8 protein-coding genes are annotated in these 16,960 nt (G+C 66.8%); 5 read left to right on the top strand and 3 right to left on the bottom strand.

From position 1 onward, the window contains the following. Nucleotides 1–347 precede the first annotated feature (347 nt). From AC2EBS_RS18135 to AC2EBS_RS18125, 3 genes are all read left to right on the top strand, one after another. A complete protein-coding gene (locus AC2EBS_RS18135; protein WP_484729861.1) occupies nucleotides 348–989 on the top strand; it encodes an SRPBCC family protein in 642 nt (213 codons plus the stop codon). A 583-nt stretch (nucleotides 990–1,572) separates the two neighbouring features. Continuing rightward, a complete protein-coding gene (locus AC2EBS_RS18130; RefSeq protein WP_484729860.1) occupies nucleotides 1,573–2,334 on the top strand; it encodes a nucleotidyltransferase family protein in 762 nt (253 codons plus the stop codon). Nucleotides 2,335–2,804: 470 nt separating this feature from the next. After that, entirely contained in the window at nucleotides 2,805–5,333 is a 2,529-nt protein-coding gene (locus tag AC2EBS_RS18125) for a chemotaxis protein CheW (RefSeq protein ID WP_484729859.1), read from the top strand. Nucleotides 5,334–5,345: 12 nt separating this feature from the next. Here AC2EBS_RS18125 and AC2EBS_RS18120 read toward each other — a convergent pair whose 3' ends face one another. The 3 genes from AC2EBS_RS18120 to alaS all read right to left on the bottom strand — a co-directional run bounded on the left by AC2EBS_RS18120 (nucleotide 5,346) and on the right by alaS (nucleotide 9,639). Further along, nucleotides 5,346–5,918 (bottom strand): GNAT family N-acetyltransferase, encoded by a 573-nt coding sequence (locus AC2EBS_RS18120; protein ID WP_484729858.1) that lies wholly within the window; start codon nucleotides 5,916–5,918, stop codon nucleotides 5,346–5,348. Nucleotides 5,919–6,225: 307 nt separating this feature from the next. After that, nucleotides 6,226–6,936, bottom strand: coding sequence for a UPF0149 family protein (locus AC2EBS_RS18115; protein ID WP_484729857.1), 711 nt, complete (start codon nucleotides 6,934–6,936; stop codon nucleotides 6,226–6,228). 72 nt (nucleotides 6,937–7,008) lie between these two features. Continuing rightward, on the bottom strand, nucleotides 7,009–9,639 hold the full coding sequence (gene alaS / locus AC2EBS_RS18110; RefSeq protein WP_484729856.1) for an alanine--tRNA ligase: 2,631 nt from the start codon (nucleotides 9,637–9,639) through the stop codon (nucleotides 7,009–7,011). Between the two features lie 171 nt (nucleotides 9,640–9,810). On the opposite strand from alaS, the gene AC2EBS_RS18105 reads away from it, so the two are divergent. Both AC2EBS_RS18105 and AC2EBS_RS18100 read left to right on the top strand, forming a co-directional pair. Then, nucleotides 9,811–11,298, top strand: a complete 1,488-nt coding sequence (locus AC2EBS_RS18105; protein ID WP_484729855.1) for an NAD-dependent succinate-semialdehyde dehydrogenase — start codon at nucleotides 9,811–9,813, stop codon at nucleotides 11,296–11,298. 87 nt (nucleotides 11,299–11,385) lie between these two features. Next, on the top strand, nucleotides 11,386–16,959 hold the full coding sequence (locus AC2EBS_RS18100) for a PAS-domain containing protein (RefSeq protein ID WP_484729854.1): 5,574 nt from the start codon (nucleotides 11,386–11,388) through the stop codon (nucleotides 16,957–16,959). Nucleotide 16,960: the final 1 nt, after the last annotated feature.

Below are 16,960 nucleotides of genomic sequence, written 5' to 3'. Positions count from 1 at the left end.
CAGTGAAACGAGTCAGCGCCGATGATAGTGCGGATTCCCGTGTGAAAGTAGGTCATCGTCAGGCTAATATCCCCGCAAACCCCTCTGGATCCAGTCCGGAGGGGTTTTGCTTTTTGTCTCATCAGCAACGAGCGCCGGACGCACAGCAGTCCTGGGTTGCCAGATGTTCGTCTATGCTCGCCACGCCACGCCACGGCCGGCACCGATAACATCCCCCCGAGACGCGCCGCCCGCCTGGCTGCCTATCACATGCCGAAGTCCTGATCCCACCGCAGGGCATCACGCGCATGCGTTTGGCGGACCATCAAGGGCATGGGTGCCTGGCTCTCAGGTGCTGAAAGGACGACATGGAAGTCAAGCTCGACAAGCAGTACCCGCTGGCGGTTGACGCCGAGCGGGCATGGGCCATCCTCAAGGACCTCAGGGCGGTGGCCGGATGTATGCCCGGCGCCCAGATCATCGAGCAGGTTTCCGAGACTTCGTACAAAGGCGGCGTGAAGGTAAAGGTCGGGCCGGCAGTGGCGCAGTTTGCGGGCACAGTGGACGTTCTTTCGCTTCAGCCAGCAGAACGCCGCATCGTGCTGCGCGGCAAGGGCGCAGACAAGGCAGGCTCCTCTGCGTCGATGGATCTTGTCGCCACTATTGTTGCGGATCCGGCCGATGCTGCGTTGTCCGCGCTGCGTGGTGAGGCGACGGTGATCGTCAACGGCAAATTCGCGCAGTTCGGTGGCCGCATGATGGTCCAGGTGTCGGACATGATCCTGGGGCAGTTTGTGGAGAACTTCCGTGCCGCTGCGGCGGCCTTGCCCGCAGCGGCCATCGCCGCTCCTATCGTGCCTGCAACAGTGGATGCGGAGACTGCTCTTCTCACGGCAGCCTCTGCACCTGTGCCAGTTCCGCAGGTGCCGCGCGAGCTAAATGGCCTTGCCATCCTCTGGATGTTGATCAAGAGCTGGTGGCTGGGCCTGTTCCGTCGACGCAGCGGCTGAACCGGGTTTGGGTCATGGGCGCGCAAGCGCCGCGTCAGCAGTTGCAGCAAGCCAGGCACCTGACCGACGGGGGCCCGGCGGCCAGATAGGTGCCGATCGACGGCATTGACTGCGCTGATGATCCCTTCGACGCTGTTCCGATCGAGAAGCTGTCCGGCTGCTGAATCTGCAAGACAGAGCTCGGTACGATCAAGGCACGCTAATGTGCGTCAGATCGTCCCGATGCGCAGCGGCGCGCGTGGGCCCACCGAAGCACTGCGTCGCCGCTGCCCGCTTCACTGCAGCGAACACCCGGTGCCGGGCGCGCGTTATCGTTCAGCCGGAGAAAGCGGCCGTCTTCGTGCTGTGTTTCGGTCGCGAAGATATGCCATAGGTCTTGGTCTCGCTGCGACCCCGAACGAGTGGCATTCGCTGCAGCGCTTGGCCCAACAGCATCTGCACAAATAGGTTGAGCTACTCATTGCCGCGCGTGGATTTCGATGGGCAACCGGTCGCAGAGGGGCTCTGGCCGAGGACTATCCCGGCGAGCGCCGCGTGCAGGGTGGCGATGTCCCCTTGGCTGTGAAGGTCCCGCTGCGCGCGGATGATTAAGCGACGCAGGCTGCCGCGAGGTGCCGTCCTCGTTTCTTGCGCACTGCAGAATCCTGTTGCGGAGAATCTTGAGATGGGCTTCATTCTGAAAGACAAAGGTGGACTCAGCAGCGCGCTCACCTTGGGCGCGGTGCTCCTTGCCGCCGGTACGGCCTCGCGCATGGGCGGACGGCCCAAGTGCCTGCTCGAACTCGACGGCGTGCCGCTGATTCGCCGCCTGCTGATTGCGCTTTCCGGCGTCAGCGTCGATGAGGTGGTCGTCGTGCTGGGGCATGAGGCCGAGCGCGTCGAGGCGGTGGTACAGAGCTTCCCGGTGACGCTGGTGCGCAATCTGCGGCCTGAGGACGGGCAGGTCTCGTCACTGCGCCTGGGACTGGCTGCTCTTGGCGACAAGCTTGACGCCGTTTTGGTCCTGTTGGCCGACCAGCCGCTGATCAACGCTCGGGACATCGACGCGCTGATTGGCGCCTACGTGACGCGGCCCGAGGGCACGGCCGTGCTGGTGCCCACGGTGGGCGGCCTGCCTGGCAATCCGGTGATGTTCGCTGTCGCGGTGAAGGACGAGATCCTTGCTGGCGAGGCTAGCCTTGGCTGCAAGCAATGGCAGGCGGCTCATCCCGAGCGCGTGCACCGCTGGGCGACGGCGAATGCGCGCTACCGTGTTGATGTCGACACGCCGGAGGACATTGAGGCGCTGGCCGCAAGCACCGGTCACCGGCTGATCTGGCCAGCATCGCTGGACCCCTCATTGTGATCTCTTGCTCCTGCGCTGTCGGCCGCGGTTGTGCTGCAGGGGAGCCAGTGGCACTGTCGGGGCCACCTGTGGCGGGGGGCGCACCGTGCAGAGACCCTGCCGCATCGCCTTCGCTGTGCTTGGTCTCGCCCAGGGTGGCAACAGCGCTTGCTCGTTGAGCTCGGTGTTGATTGCCTGCTTTGCTGCGGATGGCAAACGGTTGGCATGCAAGTTGCGGCCGTGCCGGACGAAAGTCCTACAAAGACTGACGAAGGCACAGGACTGTGCGCATTGTCACAGCCCCGGCTTGAGCGGAATCAAGTTCCTGCCCGGTACGGGTGCGCGCACGGAGCCTTGCACTCAGGAGGGGCGGGGAAGGGCATCACCGGAGTGCGTGGAATGCTGCTACCGACCACGCCTTCCTGGATGGTGTCGACGTCAGCAGTGCTGCGTAGGGAAGATCGATTTCTGTGCCGTGGTTGGGAGGAACTGTGTCCGAGAACAAGGTGTGGCGGCGTGGCCTGCCATTCAGCGCCGAAGTGGCGCCCTACCTGCGGCATATGGGCCAGGTGGACGAGCATCGTGAGAACCTGCTGCGTCTGCAGGGTGTCTGGGACAGCCTGGCGCTGCTGAGTCAGATGAGTGGCTCTGCCGCGGAGCTCAGCGGCACGCGCCAGGCCTTTCAGGCGCTGACCGGCAATCTGCTCGACAGCCTGGCGCGGCGTCTGCTGGGCAATGCGCGGCAGGCTCTGCGCAGCAAGGCGCAGGTGGCCATCGACATCCTCGTGCGCAATCTGTTCGAGCGCACCGCGGACATCGGTTTTCTGGCGGCCGATGCCGCGCTGCAGGAGCTCGTTGCCGCGGACGAGATGCGCCGCTCGCTGATTCTTGACGAGACGCGGGCGCGCCTGCGCGCCTATGTCGCCAAGTACTCGGTCTACGACGATGTGATCCTGCTGGGACGCGACGGGCAACTGCTGGTACGCCTGAACTGCAAGGCCGAGGACAAGGCCTCGGCCGGCGATGCGGAACTGCTGGCCGACGCGCTGCGTCCGGGCGCTGCCTATGTCGAGCGCTACGGCCCCAGCGCGCTGCTCGATGGCCGTACCGGCCTGCTCTATGCCAGCGCCGTGCAGTCCGGTGGCGCAGCTGCCGGTGTGCTTTGCCTGTCCTTCCGTTTCGAAGACGAGATGCAGGGTGTGTTCCGTACGCTGCTGCCGCCTGGCGACCGCAGTGTGCTGGCCCTGGTTGATCCCCGCGGCGAGGTGCTGGCCAGCTCGGACCGCTGGCAGCTGCCGACCGGTGCCGTGCTGGACCTTGCAGCTGGCGCGCAGAGCGGCCGCTATGTCTTCGGCGGTCGCGAGTACCTCGGGGTGCTGGCCCAAACCAAGGGCTTTGAGGGCTATCAGGGGCCTGGCTGGTCGGGCCTGGCCCTGCTGCCCGTCGAGCACGCATTCGCGCAGGACGAGGCGGGCGAGATCGACCGCCAGCTCACAGACGGGCTGGACACTCGCGATCTGTTCGATGCCGAGCTGCGCGCCATCCCCGAGGAGGCCGGGCGGATCCAGCGCGAGCTCTCGCGCACGCTGTGGAACGGCAAGCTCGACCAGCGCGCCGACGGTGAATCCGCGGGCTTTGTCGGCACGCTGCTCGACGAGGTGGAGCGCACCGGCGAGTCCTTGCGCCAGGTCTTTGAGCAGGCGATCGGCAATCTGCATCACTCAGCACTCGCCGCCTTGCGCGACGAGGCGGTCTTTCACGCGCGGCTGGCCAGCGAGATCATGGACCGCAATCTCTACGAGCGCGCCAACGACTGCCGCTGGTGGGCGCTCGACAGCGCGCTGCAACAGGCGCTGGCCGGTGGCTCGGCGCAGGTGGCGGCGCAGCGGCTGCAGCGCATCAACGGTCTTTACACCGTCTATGCGCTGCTGCTGCTCTTCGATGCCGAGGGCAGGGTGCTGGCCGTCTCCGACCCGGTGCGAGACGAGTGGCTGGGGCGCGCGCTCGATGCGCCCTGGGTGGCGGCGGCGCTGGCGCTGCGCGACCGCGAGCAATACGTCGTGTCGCGTCACGAGAGCACGGCACTGTACGACGGTCAGGCCAGCTACGTCTTCGCGGCCGCGGTACCGCTGCCCGGCAGTGATCAAGTCGGCGGCGGCATTGCCGTCGTGTTCGACGGCCAGCCGCAGTTCGCCGCGATCTTGCGTGATGCGCTGCCTGCGGGGCGCCGCGCCAGCGGCCTGCTGCTGACGCGCAGCGGCCGCGTCGTCGCGAGCAGCGATGCGCGCTGGCAGGTCGGCGCACAGGGGCCGCTGCCGTCAAATGCGCTCGAGCTGTCGGCCGGCGCCAATGCCTGCGTCGAGCTGGAGATCGACGGCCTGGTGCATGTGGCCGGCCTGGCGATGTCGGCCGGCTACCGCGAATATCGCCGCGCTCTGCCGCCTGGCGAGGAGGACGTTGTCGCCGTCGTGCTGATGCCTCTGGGCGCGCGTCAACAGTCCTCGGCGGTGGCACTACCGCGCTTCACGCCTGCGCCGCCCCACGCGGCCCAGACCCAGCTGCGCGTGGCCAGCTTCCTCGTCGACGGCCAGTGGCTGGGTCTGCCTGCCGGGCAGACCTGCGTCGCGCTGGAACAGGCGCGCATCACTGGATTGCCCGGCGGCGCCGGCCTGGTAGCAGGCATGCTGGAGCACGAGGGCCGCATGCTGACGGTGCTGGACCTGTCGCAGCTGCTGTATGGCCGCCCGAACCGCAGCCGCAGCGCGCCGGTGCTCGTCTGCCGCTGCAGCGATGGCCGCGGGCTGGCCTTGCTCGTGCAGGAGCTCGGCCAGGTCTTCGCGGCGCCGCACAGCGCGCTGCGCACCGCGCCAGCGCGTGCAGGCGAGGTGCCGCCGCGCCTGCTGGCCGGCGGCGAGCCGGGCACCATGCTGACCTTGCTGGACATCGACGAGCTGTGGACGCGTTTCGTCGGCGCGCCGGCTGTGCCGGCCAGCGCTACGTCGGTGCTGCAGCAGGGCTGAGCCGATGGCTGCTCAATCCCAGCGCGGCGGGCTCGGATGCAGACGCGCCATCGCATAGGTGTCCGCGTACCGCCCGTCGCGCAGCGCATAGCCGCGCATCCGCCCCTCGATCTCGAAGCCGAAGCGCTTGTACAGCGCGATCGCACGCTCGTTGTCGACGAAGACGCCGAGTTCGATGCGCAAGACCTGAGCCCAGTTGTCGGCATAGTCGATCAGCGCGGCCATCAGTGCCCGCCCGACGCCACGCCCCTGGCACTGGGGTGCGACGGCCATGCCCAGGCTCATCACATGCCGGCGGCGCAGCGACGCACCTGCCGGATGCAGGCCGGCGCTGCCGACCACTTCGCCATCGAGCACCGCCACCAGCGGCAGGTCGGTCTTGCCGGGCGCCAGGTTGTCGTTCAGGCGCAGGCGCCACTGCTCTTCCGTCGCATGCGGCAGCTGCAGCAGTCCGGGCAGCACCTCGGGATGGCTCATGATCTGGGCCAGCGCAGCGGCATCGCTGACCTGGCTGCGGCGGATCGTGAGGGCAGGAGACTTGTGCTTGCCTGCCGGCTTGCCCTCGGTGATCGGGTCTTGTTCCATCGTGGCTCCTTGTGGGTGGCTGGGGACGGTTTGGACTGCTGAAAGCGACGAAGCCCGCTGGGTGAGCGGGCTTCGTCAGGGGGAAGGTGAATCTGTGAGTCGTCGGCCGCTATCGACGCTCCCTCTGGCCCAGTTGCTGGACCAGCGCTAGTTCGAAACCACGGCACATGGACTGCGGCAAGGCGATGCGCGCAGTGGCAGTGTTTGCAGTGGCTTGGCGGCGTGGCATGGACACAGTATGCGTGGCGCCCAGAGTGAGCGTCAACCGGAAGCGTGTGGCGAGGGTGCGACGGCGCGCGGTGACCGCTCAGTCCGCCGCGAGCGCGCCGGGCGGCTGCAGCCAAAACAGGCGCAGGTCCTGCACCGAGAAGAGCGCGTCGTCGAGCAGCACGTCCTGATCGACCTCGATGTCCTCGTCGTAGGCCTCGTCGATGTAGGCCTGGCGCTGCTCGCCATCGGGCAGCGCGACGGCGGCAATGGCCAGCAGCATCGCGTCGAGCATCTGACCCGGCTGGCTGTCGTCGTCGAAGACATACCAGTCGTCCTCCATGTCCTGCACCGCCATCAGGAAGCCTTCGCACCACAGAGCCCCTGGGGCTGGAAGCAGTTCCAGTTGCGCTTCACTGAGCAGGCCCTGGGCCAGCAGCTCGGCCTTGGTCGCTTCGTCGAACTCGGTGATCAGTGGCTCCAGCTGCATGGCTTCCGGCTCGGCGCGCAGACGCTCGGGCTCGAGCGCTTCGACGATCTCGCTCCAGCGCTGCTCCAGCGCCTCGACGAACTCTTCGCCGAGCTCCTGCTCCTGCAGCGGAACGGCCCAGTCGGTGCCGAACAGCGCGTCCATGGCCTCCAGCGGCGAGGCTTGCAGCGGCCCGCAGGCCAGCGCGTGCAGATAGCCGTCCAGTGTGTCAATGCTCAGCGGCCATTCTTCATCGTCGTCCTCGTCGCGGTGCGCCGTGGCCAGCAGGCCCAGCAATGCGGCGAGGCGCTCGGCGTTCGCGTGATCGATCTCCAGGCTCATGGCCATCCCTCCAGCTCAAAAAAGAACAAGGGCCCGCGAGGGGCCCTTGCGATGGGGTCGATTGTGGACCGATCAGAGACGCTCGGCCACCCAGGCCTGCACACCGGCCAGCGCCGCGGGCAGGGCCTTGGCATCGGTGCCGCCGGCCATGGCCATATCGGGCTTGCCGCCGCCCTTGCCGCCGACCTGCTGCGCGATGAAGTTGACCAGCTCGCCGGCTTTGACTTTGGCCACGCTGTCGGCCGTCACGCCCGCGGCCAGCTGGACCTTGTCGCCATCGACGGCGGCCAGCACGATGGCTGCCGTCTTGAGCTTGTCCTTGAGCTTGTCCATGGTCTCGCGCAGGGTCTTGGCATCGGCGCCCACCAGCGTGGCGGCCAGCACCTTGATGCCCTTGACGTCGACGGCCTGCGCCAGCAGTTCGTCGCCCTGAGCCGAGGCAAGCTTGCTCTTCGCGGCGGCGAGTTCCTTCTCCAGCGCCTTGACCTGGTCCAGCACCGCATGGATACGCGGCTCCAGCTCGGCGGGCGCGGCCTTCAGCGTGCCGGCCACGGCCTGCACGGTGGACTCCAGTGACTGCAGATAGGCCAGCGCGTTGTCGCCGGTGACGGCCTCGACGCGGCGGATGCCCGCGGCCACGCCGCTCTCGGCGACGATCTTGAACAGACCGATGTCGCCAGTGGCCTTCACATGGGTGCCGCCACACAGTTCCTTGGAGGAGCCGATCGACAGCACGCGCACCGTGTCGCCGTACTTCTCGCCGAACAGCATCATCGCGCCGCTCTTCTGCGCATCGTCCAGCGCCATCACCTCGGCCTTGGCTGCAGCGTTGGCGAGGATCTCGGCGTTGACGATCGCCTCGACCTTCTTGATCTCCTCGGCCGTCATCGGCGCGTTGTGCGCGAAGTCGAAACGGGTGCGTTCGGCATTGACCAGCGAACCCTTCTGCTGCACGTGGGCGCCCAGCACCTCGCGCAGGGCCTTGTGCATCAGGTGGGTGGCGCTGTGGTTGCGCACGGTCTTGGCGCGGGCCTCGGCATCGACCTTGGCGACGAACACGTCGCCGGCCTTGATCGAGCCTTCCAGCACGCGACCATGGTGGCCAAACACATCGGCCTGGATCTTGATCGTGTCCTCGACGGCAAAGCGGCTGCTGTTGTTACGCAGCTCGCCGCGGTCGCCGACCTGGCCGCCGCTCTCGGCGTAGAAGGGCGTGTGGTCCAGCACCACCACGGCGTCGTCGCCGGGCTTGGCTTCAGAAACGGCCACGCCGTCCACATAGACCGCGGTCACTGCCGAGGTCTCGCAGACCAGGTGGTTGTAGCCGTGGAAGGCGGTGGGCGTGCCCTTGTACTCCAGGCCCTGGGCCATCTTGAACTTGCCGGCGGCGCGGGCCTGCTCGCGCTGGCGGTTCATCGCGGCCTCGAAGCCGGCCTGGTCCACGGTGACGCCGCGCTCGCGGCAGACGTCGGCGGTCAGGTCCACCGGGAAGCCGTAGGTGTCGTGCAGCTTGAAGGCGGTTTCGCCGTCGACCTGCTTGTCACCCTTGGCCAGCGCGGCTTCCAGGATCTCCATGCCGTTGGCGATGGTCTGGAAGAAACGCTCCTCTTCCTGCTTCAGCACCTCGGTGACGCGGCCTTGAGCCTGGCGCAGCTCGGGGTAGGCCTCGCCCATCTGCTTGACCAGCTCGGCGACGATCTTGTGGAAGAAGGGCGTGCGCGCGCCCAGCTTGTAGCCGTGGCGGATCGCGCGGCGGGCGATGCGGCGCAGCACATAGCCACGGCCTTCGTTGCCCGGGATCACGCCATCGACGATGGTGAACGAGCAGGCGCGGATGTGGTCGGCGATGACCTTCAGCGAGGGGCTGTCCTTGTCGCAGTCGCCACCATTGGCGGCTTCGTCCACCGCCTTCTTCGCCGCGGTCAGCAGGCCGACGAAGGTGTCGATCTCGTAGTTCGAGTGCACATGCTGCAGCACCGCAGCCAGGCGCTCCAGGCCCATGCCGGTATCGACCGAAGGCTTGGGCAGCTTGTGCATCACACCGTCTTCGGTGCGGTTGAACTGCATGAAGACGTTGTTCCAGATCTCGATGTAGCGGTCGCCGTCTTCCTCGGGGCTGCCCGGGGGGCCGCCGGCCACTTCGGGGCCGTGGTCGTAGAAGATCTCGGTGCAGGGGCCGCAGGGTCCGGTGTCGCCCATCATCCAGAAGTTGTCGGACATGTAGCGGCCGCCCTTGTTGTCGCCGATGCGCACGATGCGCTCGGCGGGCACGCCCACCACCTTGTTCCAGATCTCGTAAGCCTCGTCGTCCTCGGCGTAGACGGTCACCCACAGCTTCTCGGCCGGCAGGTGGAAGTGCTTGGTCAGCAGCTCCCAGGCGTACTGGATCGCGTCATGCTTGAAGTAGTCGCCGAAGCTGAAGTTGCCCAGCATCTCGAAGAAGGTGTGGTGCCGCGCGGTGTAGCCGACGTTGTCCAGATCGTTGTGCTTGCCGCCGGCGCGGATGCACTTCTGACTGGTCGTGGCGCGGGTGTAGGGCCGCTTGTCGAAACCCAGGAACACGTCCTTGAACTGGTTCATGCCCGCGTTGGTGAATAGCAGCGTCGGGTCGTCGCCGGGCACCACCGGGCTGGAGGCGACGATCTGGTGGCCCTTGGACTCGAAGAACTTCAGAAAGGTTTGGCGAATCTCGGCTGCTTTCATTCGGCGGCTTTCGTCTTTCCGTGGCGCTTCCTCAGCGGCGTTGCACACGGTAAATGCTTGATTTTTGGAGACTTTTGATTATAGGCGCGAGGGCGACAGCCGCCCCTGGTGCGAGACGGTAGAGTGCGGCATCCAAACGACTCGAACCGTCCCCATTTCTTGGAGCCCGCCATGGACATGAAGACCAGTCCGCTCGCAGCGTTGGAAGACGCCAGCCTTCTGAAGACCCAGGCCCTGATCAATGGCGAGTGGGTCAGTGGCAGCGGCAGTTTCGCGGTCACCGATCCTGCCACCGGCCAGCATCTCGCCGATGTGGCGAACATGGGCGCGACCGAGGCCAGCGCCGCCATCGCCGCCGCCGACCAGGCCTGGCCGGCCTGGCGCAGCAAGACCGCCAAGGAGCGCCATGCCATCCTGATGCGCTGGTACCAGCTGCTGGTCAGGCATGCCGACGACCTGGCACGCATCATGACGGCCGAGCAGGGCAAGCCGTTGGCCGAAGCCAAGGGCGAGGTGGTCTACGGCGCCAGTTTCGTCGAGTGGTTTGCCGAGGAAGGCAAGCGCATCTACGGCGAGACCATCCCGACCACCGACGGCAACAAGCGCTATCTGGTGCTCAAGCAGGCCATGGGCGTGTGCGCCGCGATCACGCCGTGGAACTTCCCGATCGCGATGATCACCCGCAAGGTGGCACCGGCGCTGGCCGCCGGTTGCACCGTGGTGATCAAGCCGGCCGAGGCCACGCCGCTGTCGGCGCTGGCGGTGGCCGAGCTGGCGCAGCGCGCCGGCATGCCGGCCGGCGTGCTCAATGTGCTGAGCGCCGATGCCGACAACTCGATCGCCATCGGCCATGTGCTGTGCGACAGCGACGTGGTGCGCCACCTGTCCTTCACCGGCTCCACCGAGGTGGGCCGTATCCTGATGAAGCAGTGTGCGCCGACGATCAAGAAGCTCTCGTTGGAGCTGGGCGGCAACGCGCCCTTCATCGTCTTCGACGACGCCGACATCGACGCCGCGGTTGAGGGCGCAATTGCTAGCAAGTACCGCAACGCCGGCCAGACCTGCGTCTGCGCCAATCGCTTCTATGTGCAGGCCGGCGTCTACGATGCCTTCGTCGAGAAGCTCTCTGCCAAGGTCGGCGGCATCAAGGTCGGCAACGGCTTCGAGGCCGGCGTCAACCAGGGCCCGCTGATCGACGACCAGGCGATGAGCAAGGTCGAGAGCCATGTGGCCGATGCGCTGGCCAAGGGCGCGCGGCTGCTCGCCGGCGGCCAGCGCCGCGAGGACCTCGGTGCGCGCTTCTTCGCGCCCACCGTGCTGGCCGATGCCAAGCCCGACATGCTCTGCGCCCGCGAGGAGACCTTCGGCCCAGTGGCGCCGGTGTTCCGCTTCGAGACCGAGGCCGAGGCGATCCAGCTCGCCAACAACACCGAGTTCGGCCTGGCCAGCTACTTCTACAGCCGTGACATCGGCCGCATCTTCCGCGTCGGTGAGGGGCTGGAGTACGGCATGGTCGGCATCAACACCGGCCTGATCTCGGTGGCCGAGGTGCCCTTCGGCGGCGTCAAGCAGAGCGGCCTAGGCCGCGAGGGCTCGCACCACGGCATCGACGACTACGTCGAGATCAAGTACCTGTGCCTGGGCGATATCCTGAAATAAGCCTTCGCGTCGCGGCGCTAGGATAGGGCTGGCATGCTGCTGGCCCGTCGACCCCGTCGGGCCGGGCCTGCGGGGAGTTCAGGGTCGATGGGTGTTCAGGCAGACGGCGGCGAATCGAGCTTCGGTGCGGCGCTCCCGCGGGCGAAAGGCCCCTGGATCGCTGGTGGGTTGATGGCGCTGCTTGGCATCCTTGCCACCCTGCTGATCTGGGGGCTGATGCGCGATCAGCACCTGGAAGAGGATAACGAGCGACTGCAGCGCCTGGGCGAGCGCGTGGAGACCGAGTTCCTGCGCCGGCTGCGCGAGGCAGAGTCCAGTCTCGATGTGATCCGCACGATCAGCCTGGCCGACCCGGAGCTGACGACGGCGCGATTCAACGAGTATGTCGATGCGGCCCGGCTCGATACGCGCACGCCCGGGGTGCGCAGCGTCGCACTGGTCGAGCGCCTGCCGCGTGAACGAGTGGCGAGCTTCGAGGTAGAGATGCGCCGGCGGGAGAACAAGGACTTCCGCATCGACGCGCTCGATGGCAAGGAGCCGGACCTCTATGTGATCAAGCATGTCGCGCCTTTTGGCCGCAACGCACCGGCCTGGGGGCGGGACATCGGCGCAGAGCCGATGAAGCGGGCTACGCTGCTTCGTGCGGTGCGGGGCGACGCGGTCGCTCTGTCAGAGCGGTTCACGCTGCTGCAGGACAAGCGCGGGCTTGCGGCCTTCCTGCTGATGCGGCCGGTCTATCGCTTCGGTGCGGATCCGGTGCTGCCGCGGCAGCGGGAGCATGCGCTGCTTGCGGTCGCCTATGCGGCGATCATGCTGCCCGAGTTGCTGGACAGGATCGAGCAAGTGGCCGACGGCCACCTGGACATCGAGGTCTTCGGCGGCAAGCAGGCGCAGGACTCGCAGCGCCTGTTCGTCCACCAGGTGCCCCAGGCCTTCGATGTGGCCAGCCAGACGCCGCTCGAGCTGATCCGACAGGTCGAGTACGGTGGCCAGGCCTTCACCCTGCGCATGCGCAGCAATTCCGCCTTCGCGATGGCGCGTTCGACAGACGCAAGCCCCTGGTGGGTGCTGGCGTTCGGCCTGGTCGCCAGTCTGGCGCTGGGGGCGGCCGGCACCTCGCTGCTGCTCAGTCGGGCGAGGGCGCAGGCCGATGCGCAGCGCCTGAGCGGTGACGTGGATCGTCTCGCCCATGTCGCGCGCAACACGGCCGATGCAGTGCTCTTCCTCGGGCGCCGTGGCCATGTGAACTGGGCCAACGAGCGCTTCACGCGCATGACTGGCAAGCTGGCTGGGGATGCGCTCGGTCGCCTGTCCTGTGAATTGTTCGGCGGCAGCGACTCTGCCGAATCGCAGCAACTGGCGCAGGCCATCGCGGCCGGCCAGCCCTGCAGCCTCGAACAGCGCATCGAGCGCGAGGGCGGCGGCGGCGTTTGGGTCCGGCGCGAGCTGCTGCCTCTGCGTGACGAGCTCGGCGAGCTACAGGGTTTTGTCGACACGCTTCACGACATCACGCAGATCAAGCAAGCCCAGGCCTCGCTGGCCAGCGCTCTGGCCGAGAGCCAAGCGCTGTGGAATGCGATTGCGGAGCATGCGATCGTTTCGGTCGGTGACCTGCAGGGCAATATCATCGATGCGAACGACGCGTTCACCCGCATCAGCGGCTACAGCCGCGACGAGCTGCTGGGCAGCAACCATCGCATCGTCAACTCCGGCCTGATGCCGCGCGAATTCTGGGCGACGATGTGGCAGACCATCTCTGGTGGCAAGCCTTGGCGCGGGCAGGTCTGCAACCGGTCCAAGCAAGGCAGCCTGTATTGGGTCGACAGCCTGATTGCTCCGGTGCTCGGTGCCGACGGTCTGCCGCAGCGCTATGTGTCGATCCGCTTCGACATCACGCAGAGCAGGCGCGCTGCTGATGAGCTCAATGCACAGCGCCTTCGCCTGGAAAATATCGTCGAGGGCACCGGAGCCGGCACCTGGGAGCTGAATCTGCAAACGGGTGAGGCCGCTTTCAGCGCACGCTGGGCCGAGATGCTGGGGTTGGCGCTGGGCGATGTTCAGCAGCCGAGCATCGCGACCTGGCGCGGACTGGTGCACCCGGAGGATCTTGGAACCGCCGAGCAAGCCCTGGAGCGCCATCTTGCCGGCGAGCAAACCTACTATGAAGCCGAGCTGCGCATGCACCATGCAGACGGCCACTGGGTATGGGTGCAGACCCGCGGCAAGCTGCTCAGCCGGGATGCGTCCGGGCAGCCCTTGCTGATGGCCGGCACACATGTGGACATCACTGCGCGCAAGCTGGCCGAGGAGCGCCTGGACAAGAGTCGCCAGCTGCTGGCACGAGCCGAGCGCCTCGCGCGTGTCGGCGGGTGGGAACTCGATCTGCAGACACGTCAGCTGGTCGCATCTTCCGGCCTGGCCGAGATCCTTGGACTGACGATGGCGCAGCTGCCGGATATGCCGTCGCTCGTGGAGCGCTTCGGACCCGACGAACGCGACCGCCTGACGTGGGCCATGGAGGTGGCGGAACGGACCGGCAGCGGCTGGGACATCGAGCTGCAGTATCGAGATCCTATGGGTCGATCGGGTTGGATTCGCAGCGTTGGCAGCGTCGAGTTCGAGCAGGGGCGGCCCCGCCGGTTGCTGGGCGTCTTCGCTGACGTCAGCGCGCAGCGTGAGCTGGAGGCTCGTACTCAGCGAAGCGTCGATGTGCTGCGCTCAGTACTTGACAACCTGCCTTGTGGATTGAGCGTCTTCGATGCGGATCTCCGCATGGTGGCTGACAACCAGCTGTTTCGCGATCTGCTGGGTTTTCCGCCGCAGCTCTTCGAGGGCGAGCACATTCGCTTCGAGGACATCATCCGCTTCAATGGCGCCCGGGGCGAATACGGAACCGGCGACGACGTGCCGACCATCGTCGAGCAGATCATCGAGCGCGCCCGCCACCCCAGCCCGCATGCCTTCGAGCGCACGCGTCCCAATGGGGTGACCCTGGAGGTGCGCGGTTCGCCCATGCCTGGCGGCGGCTTCGTCACCACCTATGTGGACGTGAGTGAGCGCAAGCGGCTCGAGGCTGCGCGCGAGCGCGCCAACGAGCTGCTGCGCGCGGTGCTGGAGAGCCTGCCCTGTGGTCTGACCGTGGTCGATGCGGACCTGCGCTTTGTTGCCCATAACGCCCACTTCGATCGGCTCTATGACCTGGACGAATCCTTCTGGTCGCCGGAACCGTTATCGCTCGACACGGCATGGCGTCGCCTCTGGGCGCGCGGAGACTATGGTGAAGTCCCTCTGGAGCAGGTGCTACAGCAATTGGGTGAGCGGACAGCGCTGGCGCTGCGCCAACCCGATGCCTGGGTGCGCGAGCGTGCAAGCAAGGGCCAGTTCATTGAAGTGCGCAGTGAGCCGATGCCCAGCGGGGGCTTCGTCAGCACCTACGTCGACATCACGGAAAAGCGTCGAGCCGAGGCGGAGCTGCAGCGTGCGGAAAGCCTGCTGCGCGGAGCTATCGATACGGTCAACGAGGCCTTCGTTCTCTACGATCCTGATGATCGTTTGGTGTTCTGCAACGAGAAGTACCGGCAGATCTACGCGACGTCGGCCGACCTCATCGTGCCCGGTGCGAGCTTTGAGGACCTGATTCGGCAGGGCGCGGCACGTGGGCAGTATGCGACTGAGAAGGACAAGCTGGACGAGTGGGTTCGCGAGCGGCTGGAGGTACATCGCCGCGGCGACACCAACATGGTTCAGCTTCTGGACGACGGCCGCTGGATACGAGTGATCGAGCGGCGCATGCCCGACGGCCATATCGTGGGCTTCCGCATCGACATCACCGACCTGATGCGCGCGACGCAGGCCGCCGAGGAGGCGTCCAAAGCCAAGAGCCGCTTCCTCGCGAACATGAGTCACGAGTTGCGCACGCCGATGAATGCGATCCTCGGCATGCTCAAGCTGCTGCAGCGCACACCGTTGGATGCCCGGCAGCGCGACTATGCCGGCAAGATCGACGGTGCAGCCCGTTCGCTGCTGGCGCTGCTCAACGACATCCTGGACTTCTCCAAGGTCGAGGCGGGCAAGATGCAGCTCGACCCTCAGCCCTTCAGCCTGGACTTGCTGCTCGGCGATCTCGATGTGATCCTGCAGGCCACGCGCGGCGAGAAGGCCATCGCACTGAAGATCGAGCGTGACCCGCTGCTTCCCGGCTGGCTGCTTGGCGACGCCCTGCGTCTCAAGCAGGTGCTGATCAATCTTGGCGGCAATGCGATCAAGTTCACTGCCGAGGGTGAAGTGAGCGTCAGGATCGAGCAGCGTGATCGCAGGAATGACCGCGTGCGCTTGAATGTGGCGGTTCGCGACACCGGCATCGGCATCGCCCTCGAGCACCAGCAGCAGATCTTCTCCGGCTTCACGCAGGCGGAGGCCTCGACCACGAGGCGCTTCGGTGGCACGGGCCTGGGGCTGGCGATCAGCCAGCGCTTGGTGCAACTGATGGGGGGCGAGCTGGTGGTGCAAAGCGAGCCGGGCCAGGGCAGTTGCTTCTCGTTCGAGATTGAACTTCCGGTGGCCGAGGCTGGGGAGCTGGCAGCAATCGCCGCCCCGGATGCCGCGGCGGGTGTGCGGCGCCTTGAGGGGCTGAAACTGCTGGTGGTCGAGGACAACCCGAATAACCAGCAGGTGGCGCGCGAGCTCCTCGAAGACGAGGGGGCGAGCGTTGAGCTGGCCGGCAACGGGCTCCTGGCCTTGCAGCGGCTCGACGCGATGCTGGCCAGTGCGGAGCCCAGCTTCGATGCCGTGCTGATGGACGTGCAGATGCCGGTGATGGATGGCTTCACCGCGACGCGCGAGCTGCGCAAGCGCCCTGCGCTGACGCAGCTGCCGGTGGTGGCGATGACGGCCAATGTGATGGCATCGGATCGCGCCGAATGTCTGGATGCCGGCATGAACGAGCATGTGGGCAAGCCCTTCGACATCGATGCGCTGGTCGCGCTGTTGCGTCGCCTGTCCGGCCGGGCGGCTTTGGGTGCTGCTGGCGCGGGGACCAGCGCTGCGGCGCCGGAGCTTCCTGCCGGCCTGGCGGAGCGCGTCGAGGCCGCGGGGCTGGACCTGACCGGCGCGCTGCAGCGCCTGGGCGGAAAGACGGAGCTTCTCGCGCGCATGGCGCGATCGTTCGCAAGCGGTGCGGGGGCGCTGGCCACCGAGCTGCGCGTCCTCTCGCCGCAGGAGGGCGCGGTGGCCCTGCATGGCTTCAAGGGCGTGGCTGGCACGATCGGCGCACGCGCTCTTGCCGAGCTCGCCGGGCGGGGCGAGCAGTTGCTGCGCCAGGGCGCAGAGCTCGAACCGGCCTGGATCGACGATCTGGAGCGGCAGATCGATATCGGCTGCCTTGCCTTGCTGCAGGTGGCTGAGGCACTGGCGCCGCGCAGCGCGACTGACGTGCCGACTGCACCGCTGGATGTTGCCGCGGCGCGACGTGAGCTGGAGGCACTGGTCGAGCTGCTGGGCAATTCTGACCTGGCCGCACTGGACGCCTTGGAGGAGCTGCGTCGCCGTCACGGCAGTGGACTGGATCGTTCCTGCCTGGAAGCCTTGGACAAGGCGATGGCGCAGCTTGACTTCGGCTCAGCCGTCAGGCATTGCCAGGATTTGCTGGATACTCTGGCCTGAC

This window comes from Roseateles sp. T103 (assembly GCF_057219915.1).
Note: the sequence above shows the minus strand (reverse complement) of the source record. Positions and strands in the feature narration are given on the sequence as shown.

Excerpts from the sequence above, each read along its gene's own strand:
- AC2EBS_RS18135 (WP_484729861.1), top strand. The coding sequence starts at position 348 with ATGGAAGTCAAGCTCGACAAGCAGTACCCGCTGGCGGTTGACGCCGAG.
- AC2EBS_RS18130 (WP_484729860.1), top strand. The coding sequence starts at position 1,573 with ATGATTAAGCGACGCAGGCTGCCGCGAGGTGCCGTCCTCGTTTCTTGC.
- AC2EBS_RS18120 (WP_484729858.1), bottom strand. The coding sequence starts at position 5,918 with ATGGAACAAGACCCGATCACCGAGGGCAAGCCGGCAGGCAAGCACAAG.
- AC2EBS_RS18115 (WP_484729857.1), bottom strand. The coding sequence starts at position 6,936 with ATGAGCCTGGAGATCGATCACGCGAACGCCGAGCGCCTCGCCGCATTG.
- alaS (WP_484729856.1), bottom strand. The coding sequence starts at position 9,639 with ATGAAAGCAGCCGAGATTCGCCAAACCTTTCTGAAGTTCTTCGAGTCC.
- AC2EBS_RS18105 (WP_484729855.1), top strand. The coding sequence starts at position 9,811 with ATGGACATGAAGACCAGTCCGCTCGCAGCGTTGGAAGACGCCAGCCTT.
- AC2EBS_RS18100 (WP_484729854.1), top strand. The coding sequence starts at position 11,386 with ATGGGTGTTCAGGCAGACGGCGGCGAATCGAGCTTCGGTGCGGCGCTC.